The organism is Fulvivirga sp. AWR4_260, from assembly GCF_056158185.1.
Window position 1 is genome coordinate 1019340 of the sequence record NZ_JBSWSU010000001.1, and the last position, 23804, is coordinate 1043143.

The window sequence follows — 23804 nt, forward strand, 5'->3', positions numbered from 1 at the left end:
GCCAATATTAAGTTAATGTTAACAAATCAACTCATCTGCCTCTCAGGGACAGCTCAGTAGAGTTAGGTATTCTTTCCATGTGTGGGAATAAGCTATTTTGCAATCTCATGCTTTTACCAAATAGAAATTGGTGAACTAAAAAAGCAACTTTGAATTATATTAAGACCAAGTTACTTATACTTAAGATATCGAGCCTTGTGCCAACAATTATTTAAAAATCCCTTGAAAATATAGAAACCAAATACTTTGATTCTTTTACGAGTTTTGCACTGTCAAAAAACAAAAAACTCAAAACAGAATGAAAAAGCTAATCTTAGTTTTCACAATTATTGCTACAGCTCTTCAAGGTTTCGCCACAGAAAAAGACAAAGCAAATAACAACGAAACAGCAAAAGTTTCAATGCTTAATAATAAGCAGGGTGTTTATGAACTTTACTATCGTAATAAAAGCAACAGTAAAGTCACTGTAAATCTACTTGATGCAAAACGTAAAGTATTATTTACAGAAAGCTTAAGAAATGTTAATGCATTTGTAAGGCCTTATAACCTCAATGCATTAAAAGATGGCATCTATTACTTACAAGTAATGGAAGGTAACAAAGTAGTGAGTACAGAAACTATACTACATGGAAACATAACTACAATACTCGAGCCTTCTTTAGAAACCATTAAGTTCACTCAGCTTAAAAGGGATAGCAACTTGGTAATGGTTACTTTAATAAAAGCAGGAGATCAGTCTGCCGAAATTGAAGTATTAAACGATAAAAACGAGGTAATTTACAATAGCACGGAGGCTTTCGAAAACACTTTCGCTAAACTTTACAACTTAAATAAAGTAGAAGGAATTAAATATATCAATGTAACTGTCTCTGGTAGTACAGAAACTTACACTATAAAATAAGTAAGAGGTTACAATTTAGCTATAACAACAAGGAGAAGGTAGTTCGTTAAATGAGCTACCTTTTTTTGTACCATTTATTATGAAGTGACAATACTTGCGGAATCACCAATACAGAGCCATCATTAATTATAGAAGTATCAGCCAAGTTAGCACGCTCTTCTTCACTCATTTGCTTAGCAATAATATTCTTTATCTCTTCTTCGCTTCTAAAAGAATCGCGCATTAAAACCCGCTTTATTCTTATATCATCACTCGCGGCTACGTTAATGACATAATCGAGTTGCTTATGCGAGTTAGATTCAAACATAATAGCAGCCTCTTTAATAACATAAGCAAACTCCTGCTCACATACCCATTGCGAGTAATCTTCCGCTACTTTAGGGTGAATAATACTATTTAATGCCTTGAGTTCTTCAGGGTTAGTAAACACCCTAGATGCTATATAAGACCTATTCAGCTCACGGTTTTGATAAGCTTCACTGCCAAAATGGTCTTTGATGGATGAGATTATTTCTGGATGATTATTTGTAAGCCACTTACTGCGCTCATCTGCGTTATAAACAGGGGCTCCTAATAAGGAAAACATACGGCAAATGAGAGATTTGCCCGAGCCAATTCCTCCAGTGATTCCTACTTGGAAAGGCTTACTTCTTTGCATTATCTTTTTCTGCAATCTCTACTTTAACCAAAGTAGTATCAATCCTTACCTCTTGTAAGAATTCAGGATATTTCTCAAGCTTAGGAGAAATGGTAGAATCCGCCTTATTCATAGAATTATAATCCAAGACAATTTCAAAGCCATCTGGCTTCACTTCGTCTCGTTTAGATGCAGCTACATAATATTTAACCAGAACGGTATTCTGAGTTACATTTACCGTATATCTCTCCGGAAAATTAACACCCTCTAATGGAACTGTCACCTCTTCGCTACTAAACTCTTGCACCCTAAAACTAACTAAAGCTATGGGAGGGTTTCTCCTTATTAAAGAAGCCTTCTCATTCTTTATAGAGATAGGCACGTCCTCTTTATAATTATCATCTATATTTTCTTGGGGTAATTGAATATATATAGTGTCTCCCATGGCATTTAGCACCTCCTCTGGGCCCTGAAGTAGAACCGAATCAGGAGAAAAAGCAATGGGACTAACTAACTGATAATTATCTTCCAAGGAAATAGCAGCGCTATCTACTCGTAAAATAAAAGTACGGCTTACCCTTTTTTGAATGTTAATAGCCAAAGTATCTGTAAGCACATAGTTGAGCTGAAATTCATCTAACTGTTCAGAAATCAAACCGGGTAAAGCAGCACCTACAATTTTCTTTTCTTCTGAGGGTGCGTCTAATGGAATTTCTAATGGTGTAACCTTTATTCCCAAACTATTACGAAATAAGTTCCAGCCTAATCCATTAACATTTAGCTGCACATATTCGGGAAGCTCATCTACAGGCATGTACGATTCCTTATCGTAGATAAACTGAACAGGATAATTAAGTGTGGTACTATAATTTTCGTTCAGGGCATTTAAAAACCAGAACGTAGTAGCAGCAAAAACACAAAGCAAAATGACCCGAATGTGGTTATAACTTTCGGGCCGTAATGATTTCAATATTTCGCTTAGCTTGCTCAAATTATAGCTTATTTCTTTTCCTTTTCTTCTGCTGTAGGAGCTGGCTTAGAAGCTTCTAACGAAATAGAGCTTCTTAAAATAGTTATTTTAACTCCTTTGTCTATTTCTAGTACTACATTGGCCTCATCAGTACTTAATACCTTACCATGAATACCACCAATGGTTACTACCTGGTCGCCTCTTTTAATGTCTTCTATAAACTTCTTCTGTTCTTTCTGTTTCTTCTGTTGCGGCCTGATCATGAAAAAATAAAACACAATGGCCATACCTCCAAATAAAATCAGAGAAGTAAATCCGCCTCCACCACCTGCTGCCTGAAGTAAAACTGTCTTAAACATACGTCTTTAATAATTAAAATTTCGGCAAAAGTACACCTTTTAAAACAAAAAATCCCAACCCCCGATTAAGGAGCTGGGATGAATTTTATATATAATCAATCAATTATTTTTTCACAGGGCCTTGAGAGCTATCTTCACTAGGGTTAACCATAGCTTTAATTCTCAAAACAGTCTTTTTAGGCCAAGTGTTAGCTGTAATAGTTACAGTTTTATTTTGAGCATTCACTTTTCCTTTACTGTTGAAGTGAGCAGTAATCTCAGCAGTTTCACCTACTGCGATAGGCTCATGAGGCCAAGTTGGCACTGTACATCCACAAGAACCTACAGCATTTTGGATGATTAAAGGTGCTTCACCAGTGTTTTTGAATTTAAAAACATGTTCTACTTCGTCACCAGCAGTAATAGTACCGAAATCAAATTCTTCTTCTTCAAATTCGAATTTAGGAAGTGGACCTTCTGGTTTTACTTCTGGCTGTGCTTGATTAACAGTAGTAGCAGGCTGAGCACTAGTACTACTTGTGCTTTCAAGCTCGTTAATTCTATTTTCTAAATCAGAAATCTTCTTTTCAGATTCTTTATTGCTGCCACAGCTGGCAAATACTAAAGCCACTAAAGCAACTAGCATTGAAATTCTCATTCCTTTAATCATAACCTCTTAACTTATCGTTTATAAAAATTTAGTTACTTTTCTTTTCACCGTTCTTAATATGGCTGATTAACTCATCCACATCTTCTAGAAGCCTTTCTGCTTTTTCTTTAGCATCGTCAACCACTTTTTGACCATGGCTTTTGGCTTCGTTAAAATTGCCTTCTTTTTCAGATACTAAATCTTCTACAAGCTCTTCAAGCATTTTTTTATACTTATCTAATCTATAAGTGAGCTTATCTCTGGTGTTAGAACCTTTATCTGGAGCATATAAAATACCTATAGCAGCCCCGGCAGTAGCACCAAATAAAAAGGCCAATAGGGAGTTTCCTGAATTCTTACTCATAATTAATGCATTTATTTATTATCGATTAATCCTCGTCCACTTTTCTTTATAACGCCAGTTGCTTGTAAATCGTTAGCGATTACGTCTAATACTCCATTAATAAATGTTTTACTTTTTGGAGTGCTATAACGCTTGGCAACTTCAATATATTCATTAATAGTTACTTTTACTGGTATACTCGGAAAATTGATCATTTCGCAAATAGCCATCTCCAAAATTATTTTATCGGTGGTTGCTATTCGCTCTATGTCCCAGTTTTTAGTTTTTTTAGCTATTAACTCTTCGTACTCGGCCTCTACTTTAATAGTATCTTCAAACAGCGATATAAAGAACGATTTGTCGTCTTCCCAGTTGTAAGACAACTCTTGTAATTCAAATTCTACACCTTCTTCTTCAGGGATAGATTTTATAGTTTTAGTAGCAAGGCTTTTAATAATGGATCTGTCTTCCACCCAATTAAGTTCTTGCTCTTCCATAAACTTATCAATGATGTCATTCTTGAAAATTATATTTTTAAGAACGTGAGACACAATAGCCTTATCTTCTTCAAATGTTGGCTCTTGTTTTTTCAAGTAAGCTTGGTACTCAGGATCAGTCTTTACTATCTCCTTAAACCAGTGCCTAGCTTCATCCTGAAAATCATCCCAATTGATATTTCTCCTCAAGCTAATATTTTCAAGAGACTTGTTAAACTTTAACGACTTTGTTAACAAATTTTTAACAAAATTGCCATGATTAACGCGTTTATCCTGCTCAGCAAGCGTAGAAAACTCAATTAATAAGTTAAGGATAGAGATATATCTATCTAATATCTTTTCCGCTTCCACCACCATGTTTTTCTTAAAAAACTGGTAGTCTTTTTCGATATCAGAATAGTAACTCTTAATAGCAGCCTCTACTACTTCATTAATTTTTTCTACAGAGCCTCCATTAGAAGAGAAGTATCTATCTCTGTAGTTTTTAACAAAGATTTCTTTGGCCTCAGCCTTCTGCGCATTTAACAATGCTTTATCCTGTACTTCCATAGAGTTCAGGTCAGGAGCAAAACTTTCGTCTATATACTCCAATGCAATACCATAATTAGCGTCCCTACTTTGCCTAAAAGCAAATATGGTCTGCATAGTTTTTATACGTAATGTTCGTCTATTGAGCATCTTAGCAATGAAAAGAAGCTATTCTTTTTTAATTAAAAAAATAAGGCTGTCTCCAAAGTCTTTGGTTTTACTATAAATTAATGTTTTATAGTGAAAAAGGTTATTTAAATTTTAAATCTTTTACCTCTGACCTTTGAGACAGCCTTTTACCATGCTGCAAAATTAGCAATAATTGCTTATCGTGGCAACTTCACTTTTCCAATATCTGCAATCCTTTTTTCAGCCATTTGAATTGCGGCCTGATGCGTAGAAATTTTGTCGTTTTCTGCGCTGTTTAGGATGTCAAAACATGTTTGATATATATTTTCGGCAGTAGCATAAGCTCTTTCGCGATTGTAGTTGCCCATGTACTCTTCATACACGTTTACTACACCACCTGCATTGATAAGAAAATCAGGAGCGTAAGTAATACCTTTTGTCATTAATAGTTCTCCATGCTTTTTCTCTTCGGCAAGCTGATTGTTAGCAGCACCGGCTACTATTGCACATTTTAATCTACCAATGGTATTGTCATTAAGCGTAGCACCCAAAGCACAAGGAGCATAAATATCTAAGTCTAAATCATATATTTCGTCCATTCCTACCACCTTAGCACCAGTAGCCGCTGACACTTTTGCCAATTTATCATCATTAATATCTGTGATATATACCTCGGCATTTTCTTTAGTCAAATGCTCTACTAAATACATTCCTACCTGGCCAACACCTTGCACACCGATCTTTTTACCGGTTAAGCTATCGCTACCATATACTTTTTTGGCAGAAGCCTTCATACCCATATAAGTACCATATGCAGTAACAGGAGAAGGATCACCTCCACCACCCATAGTTTCGGGCAAACCTGTAACATAAGACGTTTCCATTCCTATGTACTCCATATCTCTAGTTTTCATGTTTACGTCTTCGGCTGTCACATACTTACCACCTAAGCTGTTTACAAATTTTCCGAAGCGTCTCAAAAATGCTTCTGTCTTCATGTGAGAAGCATCACCAATTATTACAGCCTTTCCACCGCCTAAGTTTAAGCCAGTAATGGCATTTTTGTAAGTCATCCCTCTGGAAAGTCTCAATACATCTGTCAGCGCCTCTTTTTCTGAAGCGTAATTCCACATCCTCGTTCCACCCAATGCTGGTCCAAGTATAGTATTATGAATCGCAATTATGGCTTTTAGTCCCGTAGGCTCATCATAACAAAATACCACCTGCTCATGTCCTAAACTCTGAACTCCGCCAAAGACGGCACCATTCACTTGTTCCAGTTCATTTATTTCCATCATAATAATGTTAAATAATTAGTTTATTGTAGATTTGACCTACTTAAAGAGGGTTACTCTTATAAATGAGGTCGCGCAAAAGTAGAGTTTTTTTTGAATTTTTAACAATAGGTTAAAACCCTGAAAATTCTACACAACTACCTTACTAATAATGCCGTTAGTACTCATTAGTTAAACCACATACCAATACATTTTTCAGGTCACTTCATGAAAGAATTAAGTTATCTTAACAAGTATTTATTAAAATACAAATACCATTTATTGCTTGGCTTTGTGTTTATTATACTTTCAATTATTTTTCAGATTATCCCTGCTCAGGTAGTACGGTATGCTATCAACTTGATTACTGAAAACATCTCCATCTATAAATCATTAGATGGACTGGAGCTGCAAAATAATTTCTATTCTATTTTTGCCAGTAGCATATTAATCTATGGTGCTCTCATATTAATATTAGCTTTACTAAGAGGTGTATTTCTGTTTTTTGTTCGTCAAACCATTATTGCTATGTCTCGGTTAATCGAATATGATTTAAAAAACGAGATTTATGCCCACTACCAGTCATTACCATTAAGCTTCTACCGAAGAAACAATACTGGAGATTTAATGAACAGAATTTCTGAGGATGTAAGTAAAGTAAGAATGTACATTGGTCCATCAATAATGTATGGTGTTAACCTTTTCACATTGTTTATAATACTTATTCCATACATGTTTTCGATTAACGCAACACTGACGTTATATGCTTTGATTCCTTTGCCAATATTATCGATCAGTATCTATTATGTGAATAATATCATTAACCAGAGGAGCGAAGAAATTCAAATAAGCCAATCTGGGTTATCCACTTTTGCTCAGGAAGCATTTTCAGGAATAAGGGTATTAAAGTCATTTACCAGAGAGCAGGATTCTGTTAAAAATTTTACAGATAAAAGTAACGAATACAAAGATCGTTCATTAAGACTTACTAAAGTTCAGTCTCTTTTCTTCCCACTAATTTTAGGGCTAATAGGGCTAAGCACAGTTTTAACCATTTATATAGGCAGTGTAGAGGTAATTAATGGTTCATTAACATTTGGTAACATTGCCGAATTTATAATGTATGTAAACTTATTAACCTGGCCCGTAGCTTCACTGGGTTGGATTAGTAGTTTAATTCAAAGAGCGGCAGCATCTCAAAAAAGAATAAATGAATTCTTAAAAACTAAGAATGACATTCTTAGCACTGAAGATATGCATAAAGAAATTGATGGATTAATTTCTTTTAAGAACGTTTCATTCGTGTATCCCGATAGTGGCATCAAAGCACTTAAAAACATTTCATTTGAAATAAAACCAGGAGAATCGCTTGCTATAATTGGAACAACGGGTTCAGGAAAAAGTACTATTGCTAATTTGCTAAGTAGACTTTATGATACCACAGATGGCGAAATCACTGTTGATCATGAAGACATCAAAAAGTATAATTTAACAAGCTTACGCAGCCAAATTGGCTATGTGCCGCAAGATGTATTCTTGTTCAGTGATACTATATATAATAACATTGCTTTTGGGGCTACAAACGCATCGGAAGAAAGAGTAATAAATGCTGCTAAAGAGGCTGATGTTTATGAGAATATAATTGCTTTCCCTAAAGGCTTTGAAACCAGGGTAGGAGAGAGAGGTATTGCACTGAGTGGAGGTCAAAAACAACGTGTTTCTATAGCTAGAGCAATATCACGAGATCCTAAAATTTTGATGCTTGACGATTCATTATCTGCAGTAGATACCAAAACTGAAAATACTATTTTAAATAGTATGAAAAAGATTATGAAAGGAAGGACTTCAATAGTTATCTCTCACAGGGTATCATCTGCCAAGCTTGCAGACAAAATTATTGTGCTCAACGATGGCGAAATGGTTGAAGAAGGCACTCACGATAGCCTAATGAAACTAAACGGCACTTACAAAGAGCTTTTTGAGAAACAGACCGTAGCCGAAGAAAACATCTAAAATCATTTACTAATGGGGAAATAGATATCTAATTGTCTTTCCCCTTTGTAAATCTCTATTGAAATTGGCTCTAATTTCACTCCTTTTTCCTTAGCAAATTGCTCTGCACCATTTCTTACTTCCTCAGGTTTAGGCATTACAAAGTTGTGAGCTTTGATCTCTACAAATACAAAATCTGCAGTATCAAATGTTCTCTCTTCTGAAAAGTAGATACTTTTCATCATTGGTTTTTCAGAAGAAGAAACTCCTATAAACTGAACTACAGAGTCTTTTAATTCGGGGTAAAAATAATTGATAACTGTCAGGTTAAGGCCGCTGTCAGCATCAGCTGCATTCTTGGCTTGAAAAAACAGCTTTTCAGCTTTACTGCTATTATACTTTCCTGTAAAATCAGCCCCTGCCACTATCAGTTTCTGGGATGGCTTTAGTGTATATTGAAGAGGCTCTCCTCCACCTAGTTTATAAAAAAAGAATGCCGCTAGTAATAAAATAATAATAACAATAGGAGCAATTTTCTTAACCATCTGCAACAATAAATATTAATGAATCAAAAAACATACCTGATACCAGCCCCACCTTGCAGTTTTGTATCACCCGAGTTTTCGGTCAAATCGCAAAAAAGAGCTGTTTCTAAAAACACCGATATGGGAATATCAAAATAAGCATATTCTATTCCAAATGTGCCTGTAACCCCCATAACCATCTTTTCTGTGTCAAAGGTACCAATCTCATTCTGATTAATGTCCATTTCGAATAGATACTCATATTGGATTTTTGTTTTTCTTGCCTGCCACCCCGGGCCAGCATACAAAAACAACCCCTTAGACAAAAAATCCATTGGCTGCTGATATAGCATTTTGAAATCGCCCATGTAGTTATATTTCACATGGTGAGTAATATAATGCAGGTTTGATCGCTCCTCTTCTGGGAACTCAGCATATTCAAAAAAATGATCTTTATAGTAATGGCTGTATAAGCCGCTAGCGGGAAAGCCTGCATCTAAAACGAAGGCTAACCGTTTGTTTGGATAAAACTTATATGTAAGAGCAAAAGGGTCTCCAACTTTAAAGCCTAAACCATGATACGGGTATTTATTGTCTTCAAAAATAGGGCAAGTCACCTTGCCCTTTCTATTGGCTGACCTGCCATACTTATTTCGGAAACCATGCTTTTTAAAGCTTTGGCTATTACACTGAAAGTTATTAAAAAATAGAGTCGTAGTTAAGACTAAAAGAATGGCCTTCAAATACATAAATCAGAATTTCCACATTTTAATACGAATGTCGGAATTTATGAACTATGCCCATTAAACAAATTCTTTATACTGCATTTTATGGAGTTGAGTGTAATACCCATCTTTTGAAAGTAACTCCTCATGCGTGCCTACTTCTTTTATTTCCCCCTTATCAAGTACAATAATCTTATCTGCCTTTTGAATTGTGGATAACCTGTGGGCAATTACAATCGAAGTTCTGTCTGCCATCATTTTATCTATAGCCGATTGAATCATTTCTTCAGTTTCCGTATCTACTGATGAAGTAGCCTCATCCAAAACCAAAATTTTTGGATTATAGACCATAGTTCTTACAAAAGAAATTAGCTGCCTTTGTCCTACTGATAGCGTAGAGCCACGCTCCATAACATTATACATTAGACCTCCGGGCAGTCGCTCAATAAATTTTCTTGCACCCACCAAATCTGCCGCAGCTGTTACTTCCTTCTCTGAAATATCAGAGTTACCAAGGGTAATATTATGCATTATAGTGTCGCTGAATAAGAACACATCTTGTAAAACAACACCTATCTGCCTTCTTAAACTTTGTAAGTCATAATCATTAATATTGATGTTATCAACAGCAATGGTACCCTTTCTAATATCATAAAATCTATTCAAGAGATTGATTACTGATGATTTTCCTGCGCCAGTGGCTCCCACTAGGGCAATGGTTTGCCCTGGCTCCACTTCTATATTAATATCTTTAAGTACGTATTCTTCATCATTATATGCGAACCATACATTTTTAAAGCTCACCTTTCCTGAAATACTGTCTGCTTTCTTTTCTCCCTGATTAGAAATAAATTCGTCATTATCTAAAAGGTTCATAATTCTGGAAGAACTTACGATGCCTAACTGCAAGGTGTTGAACCTATCAGCAATCATACGTATGGGTCTGAAGAACATTTGAATATACATGATAAAAGCAATAAGCTTACCTATAGTAATACCGGTTAAATTTTCATCTATCACGCCTTTTCCTCCATACCAAACCAATAAACCTATACCTGCCGCACTAATTATTTCTGCCACAGGAAAGTAAATAGAATAATAAAGCACAGATTTTAAGTTAGCCTTTTTGTGCTCTTCATTTATTTCCTTAAACTTTTGATATTCTCTTTCTTCACTTCCGAAAATTTGAACAATGCTCATGCCCGTTATATGCTCTTGCACAAAAGAATTGAGGTTAGCTACAGCATTTCTCACATCATTAAATGCCACTTTAATTTTCTCTTTAAACACATATGTACAACCTAACAATATAGGCAGAGTAGATAAACTGATTAAAGACAAACGCCAATCACTCCAAAACATGATGATGAGAATAAAAATTAGCTGAAGTAAATCACCCATCATGGCAGCTAAACCTTGACTAAAAACATCGGCCAAAGTTTCAACATCAGAAATAGTACGAGTAACTAACCTACCTATTGGGGTTTGGTCAAAAAACTTAAGTCTTAATTTAACCAAGTGTTCATAAAGCTGAATACGTATATCTCTGATAACATATTGGCCCAACCAGCCAGATAAGTAAGTATGTGCATACTGAACTATGGCCTGAAGAACCAAGATTCCGACCAGTATGCATACCATAATTAAGAGGCCATTGTAATCTCCAATAGCCACATAACTATCTAATGTTTTTTGTATTAATAGTGGCATTAATGGAGCTAATACCCCTAACGCAACCGTTAAAACTATTAAAAATATAAACCGCCCACTATAAGGCTTAAGAAAACGCATGAGCCTTTTCAAAACCTTAAAATCAACTATGCTCCCGCTATTTATTTTATCTTTTTCCAATGGCTATAAATAAATTTCTTTTGGATATTCTACTCTTGTTAAAAACAAGCCTTCTGCCGGTGCAGAGGCACCCGCCTTTTTACGATCTTTACTTTCTATTATTTTATTGAAATCTTCCACAGCAACTTTCCCTTCACCTACATTTAGCAAAGTGCCTACTAGCGCCCTAACCATACCACGTAAAAACCTGTTTGCAGTTACATGAAATATAAGTCCATCGTTAACCTCTTCCCATTTGGCATTTGTAATGTTGCAGAAGAAAGTATTAACATCAGTCTTTACTTTGCTAAACGCTTCAAAATCTTTCTCTCCAATTAAGAACGAAGCAGCCTCGTTCATGGTTGTTACATTTAGGTCCTTTGTATAGTAATAGACCAAACCATTTAAAAAAGGGCTCTTTTTTTGGATAATTCTATATTCGTAACTCCTAGAAGTAGCTGTAAACCTGGCATGAGTGTCATTAGTAACAGCGAATATATCAGCGATACTGATGTCTGGTGGTAAAAAGCCATTTAACCGGTATTTAAGTTTTTCAATATCTCGAATTTCTTCACAATCGATATGAAAAAATTGCTGAGCACAGTGCACGCCAGTATCTGTTCTTCCACTGCCCATGATGCTTATTTCTGACCTCAATAAAGTAGACAAGGTTTCTTCTAACACTTGCTGTACAGTAATAGCATTTGGTTGCCTTTGCCAACCATGGTATTTTTTTCCATGATAGGCAACCTCAAAAAAATACCTTATCATAAATATTTAAGTATATCGTGCAGTTTCGGGACTTTTATGTAGCTGTCCACTAATAGCTCTTCCTCTACATGCTCATGCTGCCAGGTAATTTCATAAGGCACATAAATGGCCTGGCTTCCGATCTCCAAAACAGGCATTACATCAGATTTCAAACTATTACCTATCATTATAAATTGAGCAGGATTGAGATCTAAATGCTTTACTAGCTTTTGATAATCTTCTGGCTTCTTTTCATTCATTACTTCAATATGATGAAAGTAAGACTCTAAACCAGATTTTTTTAGTTTTCTATGCTGATCCAGTAGATCACCCTTTGTCACTAATATTAATCTATATTTAGGTTTTAGGGTTTCTAATATTTCTTTAACATTATCCAAAAGCACCACAGGTTTATCGAGCATCTCTTTCCCTATTTGTACCAGCTCACTTATGATCTCACTGGGTACATTACCTCCTGTAATTTTATTGGCTGCTTCTATCATAGACAGCGTAAATCCTTTTATTCCATAGCCATATAACGCTAAATTTTGGATTTCGGTCTCATATAAAGTTTCCTCTATAAAATCTAAAGCATAATGATTTTTAAAAAAATCGGCAAAACGGCTCTCCGCTTCTCTAAAGTAGTTTTCGTTAACCCAGAGTGTGTCATCTGCGTCAAAACCAACAACATCAATTTCCATAAAGATTTAAACCCAGAGAGGACTTTCTCTGATTATTATTTTTTTTAAAACGTGTGGTTTGATTTAATTTGCAGCTGCAATTTAAGCCAATAGCCATATGTTACAAAGAATTCAAACTGTATTTCTATCACTAGTAGTTATACTCATGCTATTAACTCTCATTTTCCCTATGTGGGTTTATACTCAGCCTGGGGTTGATGATAAATTTATGTTAACTTCCTTTTACCTACTAGCTCAAAATGGTGCAGCTGAAGGTACAAAAATATTTTTCCCCTATACTCTAATTGCTGTAGCCGCCATAGGTGCAGCCATAGTAGGTATTATAGAAATATTTAAATTTAAAAGTAGGCTTACTCAAATGAAATTGGGCTTTCTTAACTCCATTTTAATGACAGTTACTTTGGGCTTAGGTTTTTGGTTCTCTAAACAGATAATAGCAGACCATAATTTAGCGGCAGAAGGAGCTTATGCCATTGGTATTTATTTACCTGTTGGAGCCATGATCTGCAATGTATTAGCAAATAGGTTTATTCGCAAAGATGAAAAGCTTGTTCGCTCTGTAGACAGAATAAGATAACTAGCTCGTTCTAAGAATGAGAAATATGCCAAGGCCGAACTTTTGTTCGGCTTTTTTTATGTCATATTTTCTGTCAATATGTCACAATAAACAAGGTGGAATAGAATTTGAAAAAGGGCGAATTATATACTTGAATTAATTTCAATACATTAAAGCATATAATAATGGCAGAAAAAGGCACTATTTCAATTCACACGGAAAATATCTTTCCGATTATTAAGAAGTTCTTATACTCAGATCACGAGATTTTTCTAAGAGAGTTGGTTTCAAATGCTGTAGATGCTACTCAAAAGTTAAAACGCTTATCTTCATTGGGTGACATCAGTGAAGAAATAGGTGACACTACTGTAGAAGTTAGTTTTGACAAAGACAAAAAGACCATTACCATTAGCGATAAAGGTATTGGTATGACTGAGGAAGAAATTAAGAAATACATCAACCAAATTGCTTTCTCAGGAGCTACAGAATTTGTTGAGAAATTTAAAGACAGAGCTGATGTTAAAGACATCATCGGTAAATTCGGTTTAGGGTTTTACTCTGCCTTTATGGTGGCTAAGGAAGTAGAAATCATTACAAAATCGTACAAAGAAGGAGCAGAGCCTGCTCGTTGGATATGTGATGGATCTACAGAATTTGAAATTACTGCTGCAGAAAAAGCAGACAGAGGTACAGATATTATCTTGCATGTGGCTGATGACTCTGAAGAGTTTTTAGATGAATGGAAACTAAAATCAATTTTAGATAAGTATTGCAAGTTTTTACCTATTCCTATCAAATTCGGAACTACCACTGAGCAAGAAGAAGATGGTACTGACGAAGAGGGAAAACCAAAATACAAGTCGGTTACTAAAGACCGTTTCATTAATGATACTGAGCCTTTATGGACTCGTACTCCTTCAGAGCTTAAAGATGAAGATTACTTAAACTTCTACAAGGAGCTTTATCCTATGTCTGAAGACCCACTATTCTGGATTCACCTGAATGTGGATTATCCATTTAACCTAACGGGTATTCTTTATTTCCCTAAAGTAAAGCAGGATTTCGAAGTTCAAAAGAATAAAATCCAGTTATACTCAAGGCAGGTATTCATTACTGATGAGGTAAAAGATGTAGTTCCAGAATTTTTGATGTTATTACACGGTGTAATTGACTCTCCAGATATTCCATTAAACGTATCTAGAAGCTACTTACAGTCAGATAGTAATGTTAAAAAAATCAATAACCACATTACCAAAAAGGTTGCTGACAAACTTGACGAGCTATTCAAAAAAGAAAGAAAATCTTACGAAGAAAAGTGGGATAGCATTGGCATGTTTGTAAAATATGGAATGCTAAGCGAAGATAAATTCTACGACAAGGCTAAAGACTTTGCATTGTTCAAAAATACGGAAGGGGAGTTCTACACTTTCGAGGAGTATAAAAACAAAGTGGAGGCTAACCAAAAAGATAAAGACAACAACCTTATCTATTTGTATACCACTGAGCCTGGCAAACAAGACACCTACATACAAGCCGCTAGAAACAAAGCATATGATGTATTGCTTTTAGACACAGTTATTGACAGTCACTATGTTAATTTCTTAGAGCAAAAGCTTGAAAACACTCAACTGAAAAGAGTGGATGCTGAAACTATTGATAAAATCATCGATAAAGATGAGAAAATAGAAAGCGTATTAAGCAAAGAAGAAGAAGATCAGGTAAAGGAAATATTCACTAAGGCAGTTAATAATACTAGCATGAATATTAAGGTAGAGTCACTATCTCCTGAAGAAATGCCTGTTACCATAACCATGTCAGAGTTTATGCGAAGAATGAAAGACATGGCCAAAAGTGGTGGCGGCCAGTACGCAATGATGGGCAACATGCCAGATCAGTTTGATTTAACTATTAATGCTAATCACAGCATTGTAGGTAAAATATTAAAAGCTGAAAGCGAGGATAAAAAAGAGACATTTGCAAAACAAGCTTATGACTTAGCCATGCTTTCACAAAATATGCTTACAGGTAAAGATCTTACTAACTTCATTAAAAGAAGTGTGGAGCTTGTAGGAGAGTAATTTCCTAATTGGCAAAATAACACCAAAGTTGCATTGGAGAATATACTCTCTGGTGCAACTTTTTTATTATACAGCAAATAAATTTGCCCTAATTAGTCTTTAACTCATTAAATTGCTACGTCATTTTTATCTGAGCTAATAAATTTGGAACTTTTAAGCTTAAAAACTTATTACCAGAGAAAAATAAAAGGGAAATGTAACCGTTTCAACAGATTATGAACAACCTTTTTAAATACCTAACCGCTTTTTCATTACTTGCCATTTCTAATGCCGGCTATGCTCAGGTAGTAGACCCTGAAAGTACCGACAAGATGTTTACCATAGATACTCCTATTACCTTAGATCTAGACAAAGAAGATGAGGAAGAGGAAGACGACTATGTGGAACCTAAAAAGAAAAAAAGAAAGAAAAATGTCTTTTATGAGATAAAAACGAAGAAAAGATTTACTCAAGAAGGTTTTGGAGACCGAAAAAAAGTAGAGCTTTTTCATGTTTTAAAAGAGCCAATAGAAACTGATCCATATGTAACTGATATCTATTGGTTAGATTATAGAAGAGGCTCTATAAGGCATGGAGGTAAGGTAGATCAGGTGCATGGTGCTATATTACACGGTCCTTATAAGAAAATGCTTGGTGGCCAGGTTTTGGAAAGTGGCATTTTTTATAAAGGAATGAAACATGGCCGCTGGACACAGTATGACAAAAACGACTTGCTGGTAGATAAACAAAAATATTACAAAGGTTGGCCTAAAGAGTCAATGGTAAGTTACTACAACGCTAAAACGAAGGAAATTAAAGAAATCATCCCTATAGCATATGGAGAAAAAGATGGAGACTACTATTACTTTCATAAAACAGGTAAAGTAGCCGTAAAAGGAGAATTCAAATGGGATCAGCGCGTGGGAGATTGGATAGAGTACTATTCTAGCGGAAGAAGGAAAAAGATTATCAGATACCCTAAACAACCATTTGAAGGTGCAGAAAGGCCATATATTTATAAGGAGTGGGATCGTAGGGGTAAAGTAGTTTACGAACAAAGGTAAAAGGCATTCATTAATATTACATATCATATTTTAACCTAGAAGGCTCAAGTATTTGCAAATAGCTGATACTTGAGCCTTTTCTTTTTCACATTGCATAAATCTTTATCATAAACTTACACAGCAGCCCTGCTAAATACCTGTTTATGAAGATATAATGATAAAATTTTGTATATTTTCTTATATATCCATTATTGAGATATAAATACTTTTAAGCTCAGACCTTAAGTACTCTCAACATCTGGAGATTACATGTTAAAATAAGCAAGAAGCACATGTGACAAGAGGAGCAGTGAAATATGATGAATATAAAACGAAAAAATGTCAAAACAACTTTTTTGCTGTTAACAGTAACTATATCCGTATTTAATCTGCTAATTGATATATACCATTTATCATCCTCTCTATTTAAGAAAAACCTTTCATGTATTGTAAAATGCCTTAAGAGTAACAATCAAACATTTGTTATTCAATGTTCACTTGCTGTGGTAGCAATAGCTATAACATCGATGCTCATTTTCGCCTATAAAACATCAATGTTAATATTCACTACTCAAAACATTGAACTACTACTTACCCTAACCGTCACTTTCGGCCTTGCGCTGTTTCATACCAATCCATCTTCATTGAATGACTTAGAAAATGAAGAAAAAAAAGAAATTCTGGAGCTAGCTTTAGAGTCAAGTGAAACAGGTATCTGGCATTGGAATATAATAGAAGGCTCTGTTTTATTAGATAATCAGGTGATTAAATTGTTTGGTCTAAAAGCATCAACTAAAGGCTTTTTTATTGCCGACCTTTTAGACCGAGTTCATCCTTCGGATAAAACTAAAATTTTAGAACTCACCGCATCCGCGCCCATCGATAAAAAAAAATTTAGAGATGAAATTCAGATCACCACTGCTGACGGTATTAAAAAATTTATCAGAATAAAAGGTGCTATAAGGTATAAAGATAGAAAGGCCATAAGGCTTATAGGTTTATGTAGTGACATCACTCAGGATAAACTAAAAGAACAAGCCATTAAAGAAAGTGAAGAAAGGTTTCGCTCCGCCATTGATTACTCTCCCGTAGGTATCGGAATATTAGATTTAAAAGGCAACTGGGTAAAAGTAAATCATGCCTTAATTAAAATCTTTGGCTACACTACAAGAGAAATGCTAGCAACTAATTTTCAAGATCTCACCCATGCTGACGATTTAGGAGAGGACCTTAATCTTGTTGAAGACATATTAGATGGTACTATTAACACCTACCAACTAGATAAAAGGTATGTTAGAAAAGATGGCGAAGTGTTTTGGGCACAGCTTAATGTGTCTACCATTAAAAGTAGCAAAGGTGCTCCTTTATACTTTATAAGTCATATTCAGGAAATAACTAAAAGAAAAGAAGAAGAGAGAAGAATTCAGCAGCTTGTAAAGGACCGAACTGCCCTATTAGAAGCCACTAATAAAGAGCTTGAAGCTTTTAGTTACTCAGTATCTCACGACCTAAGGTCACCACTGAGGAGTATTCAGGGTTTTAGTTATGCTTTAAAAGAAGATTTCGAAAATACTTTGGATGAGAGTGGACTTCATTACCTAGAAAGAATCATCAATTCTACCTCAAAAATGAGCAAATTGATAGATGACCTACTTTCATTGGCCCGAATCACCAAAAGTGAAATGAACATGCAGCAAGTAAACATATCGCGTGCTGCAGAAAACATATGTGCTGTATTGAAAGAAACATACCCCAGAGCTCAATTTGACATAGAACCGCAGTTAGAAGATAGAGCTGATCCAGGATTATTAAATATTGTATTACAAAATTTATTAGAAAATGGCGCTAAATACTCTCGTAATGAAGAGCTGGCCATTATATCATTAAAATCAAAAAAGATAAATGGTAAAGCAACTTATATCATAGAAGATAATGGTGTGGGTTTTGACACTAACTATGCAGGAAAATTATTCGGAGCATTTCAAAGACTGCATAGCGAAAAACAGTTTGAAGGTACAGGCATAGGATTAGCAACTGTAAGGAGAATTATCAACAAGCATGGTGGCAATATATGGGCTGACAGCCTCATAAATAAATGGACCAAATTTTATTTCACTTTAAGTTAAGGCTATGAAAAATGTAATATTTGTAATTGGCAGTAATGAAGATGAAATAACACTTATTAAAAATACTTTAAGTGATAAGAACATTACTAACCCGCTAGTATTTGCCCGAGATGGAGAAGAAGCTATGGCACAGATAGAAGAATTCGGAGATATTTTACCTGCTTTAATTTTGCTAGACCTGAGTGTTACAAAAGTATCGGGTCTAGAAATACTACAAACCATAAAATCTAATCAGCTCATTAGAGCAGCACCGGTGGTGATATTAACATCTGCAGAAAACGAAAATGATATTGACAATAGCTATATCATTGGTGCTAATAGCTGCATTAAAAAACCATTAAGTAAAGAAAAATTTGAAGAAGCCATTGGTGATCTAGGAATGTATTGGCTTGCTTTAAACAGGCCCAACCCTAATTATAAATGAGTCATAGAATTCGCATATTAATCATTGAAGATTCGGAAGATGACTACGAATTGGTGCTTTTAAAAATCAAAAAAGCCGGATATAAAGTAATATCCGAAAGAATAGAAACAGAAAGCGAATTAATACTTGCACTAGACAAAGACTGGGACGTAATTATTAGCGATAATTCTCTGCCTACTTTTAATGCTCCCAAGGCATTAAAGATAACTCGCAGTAGAGACCTTCACATTCCCTTCTTGATAGTGAGTGGTACTATTGGAGAAGAGGCTGCTGTGGAAGCTATGCGTGCAGGCGCTAATGACTATATTCTTAAACATAACCTAAATCGATTAATTCCTGCCATAGAACGTGAATTAAGAGAACATCAAAAGCACTTTAAGCGTTTGGAGGTTGAGCTTGCTCTTAACCAGAGTCTGAAAATGTACCAATTTCTTTCAGGCAGTATTCAGGATGTGTTCATAGCACTAAACAAATCATACCGTATTTTGGATTGGAATGATTACGCTACGAAAGAATTTCTACCCAAAGAGCGGGTGTTAGGGAAGAATATTTTTTCTATATTCCCTAAATGGCTGGAATTAGGTCTTGATGATAAATTTGAAAATGTAATTCTTGAAAAAAAATCACAAGACATTTCCTTTGATTACGAGCAAAAAGAGTTTTTCGAGGGGAGTATTTACCCAACCGAAAACGGTATTTCAATTATTGCTAAAAAGGTAACAGAGCAGAAAAAGGTTAAAGAAAACCTAATTAGGATAAACAATGAACTAGAAACATTAATGTATAGGATTTCTCATGATTTAAAAGGACCTGTAGCTTCCATTAAGGGGCTTATAAACATTGGGCTTAATGACTTTGCCAATTTAAATGATGTCAAAAGCCTCATGTACATGATGGAAAATAGTACCGATAAACTAAGAAATACCTTAGACGAACTATTGAACATTACCAGAATCAAACAAGGTCAAATTAACCCAGAGAAAATATTCCTTTCAGAATTAATTATGGAAGTAATAGATGGCCTCAAATACAATGATGGTTATAAAGATGCGAAGGTAATTCTTAAAATAGATGGCACATTAGAAGTACGCACCGATCAGAGGCTATTAAAATCAGTAATGCAGAATTTGCTAGAGAATGCCATTAAATACAAAAAGCCAGGCAGCGAAAGCATTGTTGAAATAGACGCTATCAAAAACAATAATATCAACCTCATTAATATCATCGATAATGGAGAAGGTATCCCCGATAAATTTCTACCACATATTTTCAAAATGTTCTATAGAGCCAACCTTTCTTCACATGGATCCGGTCTAGGATTATATATTGTAAGAAATGCCCTTGATAAAATGCAAGGCCATGTAACATGTGAAAGCAAAGTGAATGTAGGTAGTAAATTTAAAATCCAAATACCCGATTGGAATGATTAATAAGGAAACTAAAAAGAACATTAGTTTATTAGTAATCGAAGACTCAGAAGATGATTACGAATTAATAATTGATAAAATAACAAGAAGTGGTTATAACGTTAATAGCCAGAGAATTGAAAACAGAGAGGAGTTAAAAAATGCACTCAATAATAAGGATATTGATATTATATTAAGTGATAATAAATTACCAACTCTAGATGCCCTAACCGCCCTTAAGTTAACAAGGTCTTTAAACCACACTATTCCTTTTATAATAGTTAGCGGAACCATAAAAGATGGAGATGCAGTACAAGCCATGAGATGTGGCGCCAATGATTATTTAATCAAGGATAATTTGGCACGTTTAATTCCAGCTATTGAAAGAGAATTGAATGAAGTCCAGAACAAAACCGATAAAATAATAGCTCAGCAAAGTCTTCATCAGCAGCAAAAGGAGTTTAAACTACTTGCAGAGAACATTCATGACTTAGTCTGCTTGCATAAACCTGATGGAAGTTACATATGGGTAAGCCCATCTGCCAGAAAATTAAGTGGCTACTCTCATGAAGAGCTCATGCAGCTAGATCCGCTACACTTAGTTATACCCGAGGATAAAGAGCTAGTAAACGAGCAAATATGGAATACCTACGCACGAGGCAAAAGATCACTACCGGTAAGGCTAACCTATAGAATTAAACGCAAAGAAGGATCGGTGGCCTATATGGAAACCATTGCCGAACCCATTTATGATGGCGATGAAATAAACTCTATTGTCACTACAACACGCGATATTACCGAACAGAAGTTAGCCTATGACTTATTAATGGAGAGTGAATCGCGATATCAGAGCGTAATAGAATCCATTGCTGAAGGAGTAATATTATATGACCAAGATGGCGAAATAGTAAATATTAATAAAAGCGCCTCCAAAATACTGGGTATACCTAAAAGTCATATCCACGAATTGTCTGAGTTACATCATAAACTGGATTTCATTCAACCAGACATGACACCATTGTCTCCAGAAAAATTTCCACCTCAGATAACTATTAATACGGGGCAGCGGTGTTCTCAAATATTGGTAGGATTAAGAAAAAACGGGGATCTAACCTGGTTATCCATCAGTTCCGAGCCTTACCCACAACCTAATGGCCAAGTGGGGGTAGTAGTTTCAATGTCAGATATCACCGAACAAAAAGTGTATGAAGACAGAGTAAGTACAGTAGCCAGAGAGTTAACTACACTCATTGATACTGCCAATGCGCCCATTTTTGGTTTAGATTGGGATGGTAAAATTAATGAATGGAACCAAGTTACTGCCAAACTTACAGGCTACTCCAAAGAAGAGGTATTTGGAAAAAAATTAATAGATGAGTTTATTCTAGATGGTTATAAAGTGGCTGTAACTAATTTGTTAAAAACTGCATTTAGAGGAAATCCGGTAACAAACTACGAGTTGCCAATATACACACGAACAGGCAAGGTAGTAACCATGCTTTTCAATGCCACCACAAGAAGAAATATTAAAAATGATATTGTTGGTTTATTAGGTGTTGGTCAGGATATAACCGAATTAATCGAATACCGAGAGCGGTTGGAGTATAAGGTAGCCGAACGAACAAAAGAACTAAAAGAAGCACTTACCAAAGAAAAGGAACTAGTAACCCTAAAATCAAAGTTTGTGTCTATGGCATCTCACGAGTTTAGGACTCCGCTCTCTACTATCACATTTGCTACGAACTATATTCATAAGTACTTAGAAAAACTAAGCGAAGAAGAAATTAAGGCAAAGCTCAAAAAAGTAGAAGAGCAGGTAAAGCATATGACTTTTTTACTCGATGACGTCTTATTAATTGGTAAGAGTGAATCAGGAAACATCAAGCTCAATCCTATTTTAATAACACTTAATGAATTTTGCGATAAGCTAGCAGACGAAGTTCAAGAAAGTAACTTAAATACGCATGATATTTTAGTCTCAGTGGTTTCAGAAAAAGATGAAATTATTGTTGATGAAAAGTTATTACGAAACATTATTATTAACTTACTTACTAATGCTATTAAATTTTCACCAGGACAAGACAAGGTTTTATTAGATGTTTTATACAAAAGCAATGTTTTAACAATAACCGTGAGGGACTGGGGTTTAGGCATGGATCAGGAGGATCAAGATAAAATCTTTGAACCTTTTCACAGATCAAATAAAGTATTAGCTATTCAAGGTACAGGTTTAGGGCTTTCTATAGTAAAAAAAGCGGTGGATATTCAGAAAGGGTCTATAGAAATAGACAGTGCTCTTGGTGCTGGAACTACAATTAAAATTGAAATTCCTACTTATGAGTAATAAGATCTTAATCATAGATGACACCATACCTCTTTTAGAAGAGATTTCTGATGTATTAAAAATGGAGGGTTATGAAGTTTTAACAGCTAACGATGCCTTTGATGGCATGCGCCAAATAGCAACCCAGAACCCAGACCTCATCATCACCGATATACTAATGCCTGAAATGGATGGATTTCAATTAATAGAAAAATTAAAATCTATAGACAAGCACAAACATATTCCAATAGTGGTACTGTCTGCCCAGGCAGCGAAAGAGAATATTTCTAAAGCAAGAACACTAAACGCTGATAAATATTTGAAAAAACCTTGTTCTGCTGATGAACTATTAGAAGCGATTGACATTTTATTAAACAAACATGAGTAAATGACCCCAATAAAAATTTTGCTAGTAGATGATCACACATTAATGCGAGAGGGCATAGCCAGCCTTCTTGAAAACATTGAATTGGTTAAAGTTGTAGGTAAAGCAGACAGTGGAGAGGAAGCTATCAATCTGGCACAAGAAGTAGAGCCAGACATTATACTTATGGATATAATGATGAAGGGAATGACGGGCATAGAAGCCACAAGATGGATAAAAGAGCAAAACCCGGAGATTAAAGTAATTCTACTATCCAGTGAAGTTAGCAAAGATTTCATTTCACTTGGAGCCAAGGTGGGCATAAACGGATATTTGCCAAAAGATGTAACCAAAGAAGACTTAGTAGATGCAATAAAAAAAGTGAATGCCGGAGAGAAACACTTCAGCCCATCCATAATGGAAATTGTATTTGAAAATTTCTACGAGCAAGAGTCTACCAACAAAAAACCTGTTAAAAAAAATAACGACTTATCTAAAAGGGAAATGGAAGTATTAGAGCAGGTCGCATTGGGAAAATCTAACAAAGAAGTAGCTGACACACTCTTTATAAGCATAAAAACTGTTGAAACGCACAAGACAAACATACTGTCTAAACTCAATTTAAAAAATACAGCTGAGCTGGTGAAGTACGCCATCAAGAATAATATTATAGAACTTTAATCACCCAAAACCCTGAGAGTTTTTTTCAGGGTTTTA

The 23804-nt window shown here is 35.2% G+C and carries 23 protein-coding genes; 11 read left to right on the plus strand and 12 right to left on the minus strand.

Going from position 1 to position 23804, the window contains the following annotated elements; all coding sequences use genetic code 11:
* The first annotated feature begins 298 nt into the window (after window positions 1–298).
* Complete coding sequence (locus ACXACQ_RS04335; protein ID WP_474974701.1) at window positions 299–901, plus strand: hypothetical protein; 603 nt, start codon at window positions 299–301, stop codon at window positions 899–901.
* A 55-nt stretch (window positions 902–956) separates the two neighbouring features.
* Here ACXACQ_RS04335 and coaE read toward each other — a convergent pair whose 3' ends face one another.
* The 7 genes from coaE to ACXACQ_RS04370 all read right to left on the minus strand — a co-directional run bounded on the left by coaE (window position 957) and on the right by ACXACQ_RS04370 (window position 6290).
* The gene (gene coaE / locus ACXACQ_RS04340) at window positions 957–1559 is read right to left on the minus strand and encodes a dephospho-CoA kinase (protein WP_474974702.1); all 603 of its coding nucleotides are present in this window, start codon (window positions 1557–1559) and stop codon (window positions 957–959) included.
* Window positions 1546–2508, minus strand: coding sequence for a YbbR-like domain-containing protein (locus ACXACQ_RS04345; RefSeq protein ID WP_474974703.1), 963 nt, complete (start codon window positions 2506–2508; stop codon window positions 1546–1548). Before ACXACQ_RS04345 ends, coaE begins: the two co-directional genes overlap by 14 nt.
* Before the next feature lie 29 nt (window positions 2509–2537).
* Entirely contained in the window at window positions 2538–2867 is a 330-nt protein-coding gene (gene yajC / locus ACXACQ_RS04350; protein ID WP_474974704.1) for a preprotein translocase subunit YajC, read from the minus strand.
* Window positions 2868–2970: 103 nt separating this feature from the next.
* Window positions 2971–3516, minus strand: a complete 546-nt coding sequence (locus ACXACQ_RS04355) for a DUF1573 domain-containing protein (RefSeq protein ID WP_474974705.1) — start codon at window positions 3514–3516, stop codon at window positions 2971–2973.
* A 28-nt stretch (window positions 3517–3544) separates the two neighbouring features.
* Complete coding sequence (locus tag ACXACQ_RS04360) at window positions 3545–3859, minus strand: YtxH domain-containing protein (RefSeq protein WP_474974706.1); 315 nt, start codon at window positions 3857–3859, stop codon at window positions 3545–3547.
* Window positions 3860–3870: 11 nt separating this feature from the next.
* The gene (gene nusB / locus ACXACQ_RS04365) at window positions 3871–4980 is read right to left on the minus strand and encodes a transcription antitermination factor NusB (RefSeq protein WP_474974707.1); all 1110 of its coding nucleotides are present in this window, start codon (window positions 4978–4980) and stop codon (window positions 3871–3873) included.
* Window positions 4981–5189: 209 nt separating this feature from the next.
* Window positions 5190–6290: a Glu/Leu/Phe/Val family dehydrogenase gene (locus ACXACQ_RS04370; RefSeq protein ID WP_474974708.1), complete on the minus strand. Its 1101-nt coding sequence runs from the start codon at window positions 6288–6290 to the stop codon at window positions 5190–5192.
* A gap of 204 nt (window positions 6291–6494) precedes the next feature.
* On the opposite strand from ACXACQ_RS04370, the gene ACXACQ_RS04375 reads away from it, so the two are divergent.
* Window positions 6495–8279: an ABC transporter ATP-binding protein gene (locus ACXACQ_RS04375; protein ID WP_474974709.1), complete on the plus strand. Its 1785-nt coding sequence runs from the start codon at window positions 6495–6497 to the stop codon at window positions 8277–8279.
* Between the two features lie 2 nt (window positions 8280–8281).
* On the opposite strand, the gene ACXACQ_RS04380 is transcribed toward ACXACQ_RS04375, so the two are convergent.
* The 5 genes from ACXACQ_RS04380 to ACXACQ_RS04400 all read right to left on the minus strand — a co-directional run bounded on the left by ACXACQ_RS04380 (window position 8282) and on the right by ACXACQ_RS04400 (window position 12788).
* Window positions 8282–8803, minus strand: coding sequence for a hypothetical protein (locus ACXACQ_RS04380; protein ID WP_474974710.1), 522 nt, complete (start codon window positions 8801–8803; stop codon window positions 8282–8284).
* A gap of 23 nt (window positions 8804–8826) precedes the next feature.
* Window positions 8827–9531: a hypothetical protein gene (locus ACXACQ_RS04385; protein ID WP_474974711.1), complete on the minus strand. Its 705-nt coding sequence runs from the start codon at window positions 9529–9531 to the stop codon at window positions 8827–8829.
* A gap of 54 nt (window positions 9532–9585) precedes the next feature.
* Entirely contained in the window at window positions 9586–11298 is a 1713-nt protein-coding gene (locus tag ACXACQ_RS04390) for an ABC transporter ATP-binding protein (protein WP_474974712.1), read from the minus strand.
* A 63-nt stretch (window positions 11299–11361) separates the two neighbouring features.
* Complete coding sequence (truA, locus tag ACXACQ_RS04395) at window positions 11362–12108, minus strand: tRNA pseudouridine(38-40) synthase TruA (protein ID WP_474974713.1); 747 nt, start codon at window positions 12106–12108, stop codon at window positions 11362–11364.
* The gene (locus ACXACQ_RS04400) at window positions 12105–12788 is read right to left on the minus strand and encodes an HAD family hydrolase (protein WP_474974714.1); all 684 of its coding nucleotides are present in this window, start codon (window positions 12786–12788) and stop codon (window positions 12105–12107) included. Before ACXACQ_RS04400 ends, truA begins: the two co-directional genes overlap by 4 nt.
* Window positions 12789–12885: 97 nt before the next feature.
* Between ACXACQ_RS04400 and ACXACQ_RS04405 the strand changes: the two genes are divergently transcribed.
* From ACXACQ_RS04405 to ACXACQ_RS04445, 9 genes are all read left to right on the plus strand, one after another.
* Window positions 12886–13365 (plus strand): DUF4293 domain-containing protein, encoded by a 480-nt coding sequence (locus ACXACQ_RS04405; protein WP_474974715.1) that lies wholly within the window; start codon window positions 12886–12888, stop codon window positions 13363–13365.
* A 164-nt stretch (window positions 13366–13529) separates the two neighbouring features.
* Window positions 13530–15422 carry a molecular chaperone HtpG gene (gene htpG, locus ACXACQ_RS04410; protein WP_474974716.1) on the plus strand — a complete coding sequence of 631 codons (1893 nt, stop codon included), beginning with the start codon at window positions 13530–13532 and terminating at the stop codon, window positions 15420–15422.
* Window positions 15423–15637: 215 nt separating this feature from the next.
* Window positions 15638–16465, plus strand: coding sequence for a toxin-antitoxin system YwqK family antitoxin (locus ACXACQ_RS04415; RefSeq protein ID WP_474974717.1), 828 nt, complete (start codon window positions 15638–15640; stop codon window positions 16463–16465).
* A 533-nt stretch (window positions 16466–16998) separates the two neighbouring features.
* Window positions 16999–18570: a sensor histidine kinase gene (locus tag ACXACQ_RS04420; RefSeq protein ID WP_474974718.1), complete on the plus strand. Its 1572-nt coding sequence runs from the start codon at window positions 16999–17001 to the stop codon at window positions 18568–18570.
* A gap of 4 nt (window positions 18571–18574) precedes the next feature.
* Complete coding sequence (locus ACXACQ_RS04425) at window positions 18575–18994, plus strand: response regulator (RefSeq protein ID WP_474974719.1); 420 nt, start codon at window positions 18575–18577, stop codon at window positions 18992–18994.
* The gene (locus ACXACQ_RS04430) at window positions 18991–20424 is read left to right on the plus strand and encodes a sensor histidine kinase (protein WP_474974720.1); all 1434 of its coding nucleotides are present in this window, start codon (window positions 18991–18993) and stop codon (window positions 20422–20424) included. Before ACXACQ_RS04425 ends, ACXACQ_RS04430 begins: the two co-directional genes overlap by 4 nt.
* Window positions 20417–22744 carry a PAS domain-containing sensor histidine kinase gene (locus tag ACXACQ_RS04435; protein WP_474974721.1) on the plus strand — a complete coding sequence of 776 codons (2328 nt, stop codon included), beginning with the start codon at window positions 20417–20419 and terminating at the stop codon, window positions 22742–22744. Before ACXACQ_RS04430 ends, ACXACQ_RS04435 begins: the two co-directional genes overlap by 8 nt.
* Complete coding sequence (locus tag ACXACQ_RS04440; RefSeq protein WP_474974722.1) at window positions 22737–23111, plus strand: response regulator; 375 nt, start codon at window positions 22737–22739, stop codon at window positions 23109–23111. Before ACXACQ_RS04435 ends, ACXACQ_RS04440 begins: the two co-directional genes overlap by 8 nt.
* Entirely contained in the window at window positions 23112–23768 is a 657-nt protein-coding gene (locus ACXACQ_RS04445) for a response regulator transcription factor (RefSeq protein ID WP_474974723.1), read from the plus strand.
* Window positions 23769–23804 lie beyond the last annotated feature (36 nt).